The organism is Mesorhizobium sp. P5_C1, assembly GCF_054049815.1.
Genome location: NZ_JBFULQ010000400.1, coordinates 1 through 5,291 on the forward strand (window position 1 = coordinate 1; position 5,291 = coordinate 5,291).

The following is a 5,291-nucleotide window of genomic DNA, read 5'->3' on the forward strand; positions in this document are numbered from 1 at the left end:
GGCTTCTGCACTGAACGTGTACGGACACTAAGCCCGTTAACCTTGAAAATTCCTTACCGCAAGTGTCGACACGTCCCCGTGCGGCAGTCTCATTGAGCCGAATGCAGCGGCATTTTTGTGGCAAAAATGCTCCGTGCCGCCACATTGCGACGGGCGGGGCAGGGCCTTGGTTTAGAGACTGCGGCCCATTGCCAGATATTTCTCGCGGCGCTGCTCGCGGAAGTCGGTGTTGGCGCCAGAAAAATCCTTCATCGTCTTGGCGATGAGGTCGCCGGTCGCGGCAATCACGGTTTCGGCGCCACGATGCGCGCCGCCGAGCGGCTCGGGGATGATGGCGTCGATGATCTTGAGCTCCAGAAGATCCTGCGCGGTGATCTTCATGTTGGTCGCCGCGTCCTTCGATCGTGTCGTGTCGCGCCACAGGATCGAGGCGGCGCCTTCCGGCGAGATCACCGAATAGATGGCGTGTTCGAGCATGTAGACGCGGTTGGCGGTGGCGATCGCGATGGCGCCGCCCGAGCCACCTTCGCCAATGACCACCGAGATCGACGGCACTTTCAGGCCAAGGCAAGCCGAGGTAGAGCGGGCAATTGCTTCCGCCTGGCCGCGCTCCTCCGCGCCGACGCCGGGATAGGCGCCAGCGGTGTCGACCAGCGTCAGCAGCGGGATATTGAAGCGGTCGGCGAGTTCCATCAGCCGCACGGCCTTGCGGTAGCCTTCCGGCCGCACCGAGCCGAAATTGTGCTTCAGCCGGCTGGTCGTGTCGGAGCCCTTTTCCTGGCCGATGATGGCCACAGGCTCGCCGCGGAAGCGGGCGAAACCGCCGACGATCGCCTGGTCCTCGCCGAAATTGCGGTCACCGGCCAGCGGCGTGAAATCGTTGAACAGGCCCTTGATGTAGTCGACGCAATGCGGCCGGTCGGGATGGCGCGCCACCTGCACCTTCTGCCACGGCGTCAGCGCCTTGTAGGCGTCGCGCAGCGCGTCGCGGGAGCGCTTCTCGAGACGGCTGATCTCGTCGCCGACATCGACCGCCTCGCCACTCTCGGCAAGCTTCTTCAGCTCGAGGATCTTGCCCTCGAGGTCCTGCACCGGCTTTTCGAAATCGAGGTAATTGTACATGCGTGAGCGGACCGATACGTCGGAAGGCGAGGACTGACGGAACCCTGAAATCCAAGGCTCCGGGCGGTGGAACGTCGTCCTCACATAGCGATATGAGGCCTAGTCGGCAAGCGGATGATGATCGTTGACCAGCCGTACCAGCCGCTCTTCCAGCACATGGGTGTAAATCTGTGTCGTCGATATGTCGGCATGGCCGAGCAACTGCTGCACGGCCCTGAGATCGGCGCCGTTCTGCAGGAGATGGCTGGCGAAAGCATGGCGCAGCACATGCGGCGAGATCTTCGCGGAGGCGATGCCGGCCCTTGCCGCCAGCCCTTTCAGGTCGCGGGCAAAGACCTGGCGCGAGAGATAGCCGCTATCCGAGGCGGCCGGAAACAGAAACGGACTGTCGGCGAAGGCAGGCACCTTGGCGCGGGCGGCAAGCCAGCTCCGCATCGCCGTGCGCGCCTTGGCCGATAGCGGCACCATGCGCTCCTTGTCACCCTTGCCGCGCACCATGAAGAAACGGTCGTCGCGCTGCGCCACCGTCACCGGCAGGCCGACCAGTTCGGAAACGCGCAGGCCGGTGGCATAGAGCACCTCGACCAACGCATGCAGGCGCAGTGCCGCCAGCCAATCGCTGTCGCCAGGCACCGCATCGTTGCCGAGCCTGGGATCGCCGGCCTCAAGCGCTGCGCGGTCGATCAGCCGGCCGGTGTCGGCCTCGCTCATCGTCTTCGGCAGCGGACGGCCCTTTTTCGGGCTGTCCAGCGTGCCGGTCGGGTCATCCGCGCGCAGACCCTCGGCGTAGAGGAACTTGAAGAACTGACGGATCGCCGACAATTTGCGCGCCTGCGACGTCGGCGCGAAGCCACGCGCGGCGATATCGTCGAGATAGGCGCGGATATCGGTGGCGGCGGCACCGGCAAGCCCGCCATCGATCGCGTCCGAAGCGTCTTCGAGGTCGCGGCGATAGGAGGACAGCGTGTTTTCGGCGGCACCGCGCTCGACGCTCATCATTTCCAGGAAGGCTTCGATGCGGGCGGCGCTGTTCATTCGGGTTTTCTTGGGCGGGCTTTTCTTTGGCGGCGATCAGCTTTTCTTGGGATTGAGCTTTTCGGGAGGGATGCGCACGCTCATTTCCGCCTTTCTGGGCTCGACGAACATCACCAGCGCGAACATCGTACCATAGGCAATGCCGGCCAGAATCGCGAGGATCACGACAAAGCGAAACAGTGTCGGCATCAATTTTCGCCCGTCTTCTTGTTCTGCGTTTCCAAACCCTGTGCCCTTATGGGACGCCAATCCGCCCAATTCAAGGAAGAAGCTGAGGTTTGTTAGCAACTTCTGATGATGCACGGCCAGCCCATATCATGCTCAGGGCTGCTCGCTACGCTTGACGAAAACCGGCTTTTCATGTCGATACGCCGGCAAAGGGGGCACTCGAAGCATCAGATGAACGCGCTGCCATCAAATCCTCCAGAGGAGAACCACGCCGCGCTGCTTGGCCGGCTGGGCAGCCGTTCCGTCGTCTTTGTCGGGTTGATGGGCGCCGGCAAGACGGCGATCGGCCGCAAGGTGGCGGCGATGCTGGCGCTGCCCTTCATCGACAGCGACCAGGAGATCGAAAGCGTCTCGCGCATGACCGTTCCGGAGCTGTTCGAGCGCTATGGCGAGACCGAGTTCAGGGCCCTGGAGCAACGCGTCATCCTGCGCGTGCTGGAGAACGGCCCGCAGGTGCTGTCGACTGGCGGCGGCGCCTTCATGAACGCCCACACGCGCGAGGCCATCGCCGGCCATGGCGTGTCGGTGTGGCTGAAGGCCGAGCTCGACCTTTTGATGGAGCGCGTCTCCAAGAAGCAGAACCGGCCGCTCCTGAAAAGCGCCGACCCCCGCGCCGTGCTGGAGCGGCTCATGCAGGAGCGGTATCCCGTCTACGCGACATCGGACGTCACCGTGCCGACCCGCGACGACCGCAAGGAGGTCATCGCGGCCGAGGTGGTGGATGCGCTTTGCCGGCATTTCGGCATTGATGAGACTGTCCCTACAGACGAGGTGCGATCGTGAGCGCAAGTCAGCCGGTCACCGTCGAAGTCGGCCTTGGCGACCGGGCCTACGACATCCTGATCGGCTCCGGTCTGCTGTCGCGCGCCGGTGCCGAGATTTCGCGCCGCCTGCCTGGTACACGCGCCGCGGTCATCACCGATGCCAATGTCGCGGCAGCGCATCTCGACGCACTGAAGAAGGGTCTCGAAAGGAACGACATCCAGCCCACTATCATCACGCTGCCGCCCGGCGAGAAGACCAAGAGCTTCGCCCATCTCGAAGAGGTGGTCGACGGCGTGCTGGCCGCCCGACTGGAACGCGGCGACATCGTTATCGCCTTTGGCGGCGGCGTCATCGGCGACCTTGCCGGCTTTGCCGCCGGTATCGTGCGCCGCGGCATGAATTTCGTGCAGATCCCGACCTCGCTGCTGGCTCAGGTCGATTCCTCGGTCGGCGGCAAGACAGGCATCAACAGCGCGCGCGGCAAGAACCTGGTCGGTGTTTTCCATCAGCCGAAGCTGGTGCTGGCCGATACCGAGGTGCTCGACACGCTGCCGATCCGCGAATTCCGCGCCGGCTATGCCGAGCTTGCCAAATATGGGCTCATCGACCGGCCGGGGTTTTTCGCCTGGCTGGAAGAGAACTGGTCCCACGTGTTCGCCGGCGGGCCGGAGAGGGCGCAGGCCGTTGCCGAGGCCTGCCGCGCCAAGGCCGATGTGGTTGCTCGCGACGAGTTCGAGACCGGCGACCGTGCGCTGCTCAATCTCGGCCACACTTTCGGCCACGCGCTGGAAGCCGCCACCCAGTATGACGGAACCCGGCTCGTCCATGGCGAGGGTGTCGCCATCGGCATGGCGCTGGCGCACCGGTTCTCGTCGCGGCTCAACCTCGCCAGCCCCGACGATGCGGCACGCGTCGAGGCGCATCTGCGCGCCGTCGGGCTGCCGTGGCGGATGGCCGATATTCCTGGTGATTTGCCCGATGCCGAGGCGCTGCTTTCCTTCATTGCCCAGGACAAGAAGGTGTCGCGCGGTGCGCTGACCTTCATCCTGACGCGCGGTATCGGCCAGGCCTTCATCGCCAAGGATGTGCCGGCTTCGGAAGTGCTGTCGTTCCTGAAGGAGAGCCATCCGGGCGAGCAGGAAAGCCGGCCGGGCCAGCAGAAGATGCGGCCGAGCCAGCAGAAGAGCCGGCCGAGATGACCAACGAGACCGGCTGGATCGTCGTCGCTGTCCTTGCCGTCCTCGTCCTGCTGGCCGTTGCGTTGCGTGCGCGCCTGCTTGCCGCTTTCGGCTACGAATTATCGCGCATCGGGCCGCAGCGCTCGAGTGAGGCCGAGTTGCGCGGCGCGGTCGACGATTTCCGCCGCGACGGGCAGGTGGTGCGCGAGGATCGCGATCGCGTCGGCGGCCTGTTCGATCTCGCCGAGCTCGAAGTGTCGGATATCATGGTCCACCGTACCAACATGCGCTCGGTCAATGCCGACAATGCGCCGGAGGCGGTGGTCCGCGAGATACTGCAGAGCCCGCACACCCGCATGCCGTTGTGGAAGGGCTCGCTCGACAACATTGTCGGCGTGCTGCACGCCAAGGACCTGCTGCGGGCGCTCAACGACGTCGGCAACGACTTTTCCAAGATCGACGTGATGAAGATCGCCTCGAAACCCTGGTTCGTGCCGGACACCACGACCTTGCAGGAACAGCTCAACGCCTTCCTGCGCCGCAAGGCGCATTTCGCCGTTGTCGTCGACGAATATGGCGAGGTCGAAGGGCTGGTGACGCTGGAGGACATCATCGAGGAGATCGTCGGCGAGATCGCCGACGAGCACGACGTCGACATCCAGGGCGTCAAGCAGGAGGCCGACGGTTCCGTCGTCGTCGATGGCACGGTGCCGATCCGCGACCTGAACCGGGCGCTCGACTGGAACCTGCCGGATGAGGAGGCCACCACCATTGCCGGTCTCGTCATCCATGAGACGCAGTCTATCCCCGAGGAAAAACAGGCTTTCACGTTCCACGGCAAACGCTTCGTCGTAATGAAGCGCGACAAGAACCGGATCGCAAGGTTGAGAATACGGCCAGCCGGCGACGCTTAGAACAGTTCACCGTTTCACGGAAACGGCGAACGGCTCTAACTCTTTGTTT

The 5,291-nt window shown here is 64.1% G+C and carries 6 protein-coding genes; 3 read left to right on the top strand and 3 right to left on the bottom strand.

Annotation, left to right across the window (positions count from 1 at the left end):
* Positions 1-171: 171 nt before the first annotated feature.
* The 3 genes from ACXJ7R_RS24230 to ACXJ7R_RS24240 all read right to left on the bottom strand — a co-directional run bounded on the left by ACXJ7R_RS24230 (position 172) and on the right by ACXJ7R_RS24240 (position 2,346).
* Complete coding sequence (locus ACXJ7R_RS24230) at positions 172-1,122, bottom strand: acetyl-CoA carboxylase carboxyltransferase subunit alpha (protein ID WP_457154042.1); 951 nt, start codon at positions 1,120-1,122, stop codon at positions 172-174.
* A gap of 99 nt (positions 1,123-1,221) precedes the next feature.
* Positions 1,222-2,157 carry a site-specific tyrosine recombinase XerD gene (locus ACXJ7R_RS24235; protein ID WP_457154043.1) on the bottom strand — a complete coding sequence of 312 codons (936 nt, stop codon included), beginning with the start codon at positions 2,155-2,157 and terminating at the stop codon, positions 1,222-1,224.
* Between the two features lie 36 nt (positions 2,158-2,193).
* Entirely contained in the window at positions 2,194-2,346 is a 153-nt protein-coding gene (locus tag ACXJ7R_RS24240; protein ID WP_095084921.1) for a histidine kinase, read from the bottom strand.
* Positions 2,347-2,556: 210 nt separating this feature from the next.
* Between ACXJ7R_RS24240 and ACXJ7R_RS24245 the strand changes: the two genes are divergently transcribed.
* From ACXJ7R_RS24245 to ACXJ7R_RS24255, 3 genes are read left to right on the top strand one after another with little or no spacing between them, the layout of a single operon-like run.
* On the top strand, positions 2,557-3,168 hold the full coding sequence (locus ACXJ7R_RS24245) for a shikimate kinase (RefSeq protein ID WP_095085024.1): 612 nt from the start codon (positions 2,557-2,559) through the stop codon (positions 3,166-3,168).
* Positions 3,165-4,349, top strand: coding sequence for a 3-dehydroquinate synthase (gene aroB / locus ACXJ7R_RS24250; RefSeq protein WP_457154044.1), 1,185 nt, complete (start codon positions 3,165-3,167; stop codon positions 4,347-4,349). The genes ACXJ7R_RS24245 and aroB overlap by 4 nt, the downstream gene beginning before the upstream one ends.
* The gene (locus ACXJ7R_RS24255; RefSeq protein WP_457154045.1) at positions 4,346-5,242 is read left to right on the top strand and encodes an HlyC/CorC family transporter; all 897 of its coding nucleotides are present in this window, start codon (positions 4,346-4,348) and stop codon (positions 5,240-5,242) included. Before aroB ends, ACXJ7R_RS24255 begins: the two co-directional genes overlap by 4 nt.
* Positions 5,243-5,291: the final 49 nt, after the last annotated feature.

What these genes read in the sequence shown, in the direction of transcription:
- ACXJ7R_RS24230 (WP_457154042.1), bottom strand. Translation starts at nt 1,122, where the DNA reads ATGTACAATTACCTCGATTTCGAAAAGCCGGTGCAGGACCTCGAGGGC.
- ACXJ7R_RS24235 (WP_457154043.1), bottom strand. Translation starts at nt 2,157, where the DNA reads ATGAACAGCGCCGCCCGCATCGAAGCCTTCCTGGAAATGATGAGCGTC.
- ACXJ7R_RS24240 (WP_095084921.1), bottom strand. Translation starts at nt 2,346, where the DNA reads ATGCCGACACTGTTTCGCTTTGTCGTGATCCTCGCGATTCTGGCCGGC.
- ACXJ7R_RS24245 (WP_095085024.1), top strand. Translation starts at nt 2,557, where the DNA reads ATGAACGCGCTGCCATCAAATCCTCCAGAGGAGAACCACGCCGCGCTG.
- ACXJ7R_RS24255 (WP_457154045.1), top strand. Translation starts at nt 4,346, where the DNA reads ATGACCAACGAGACCGGCTGGATCGTCGTCGCTGTCCTTGCCGTCCTC.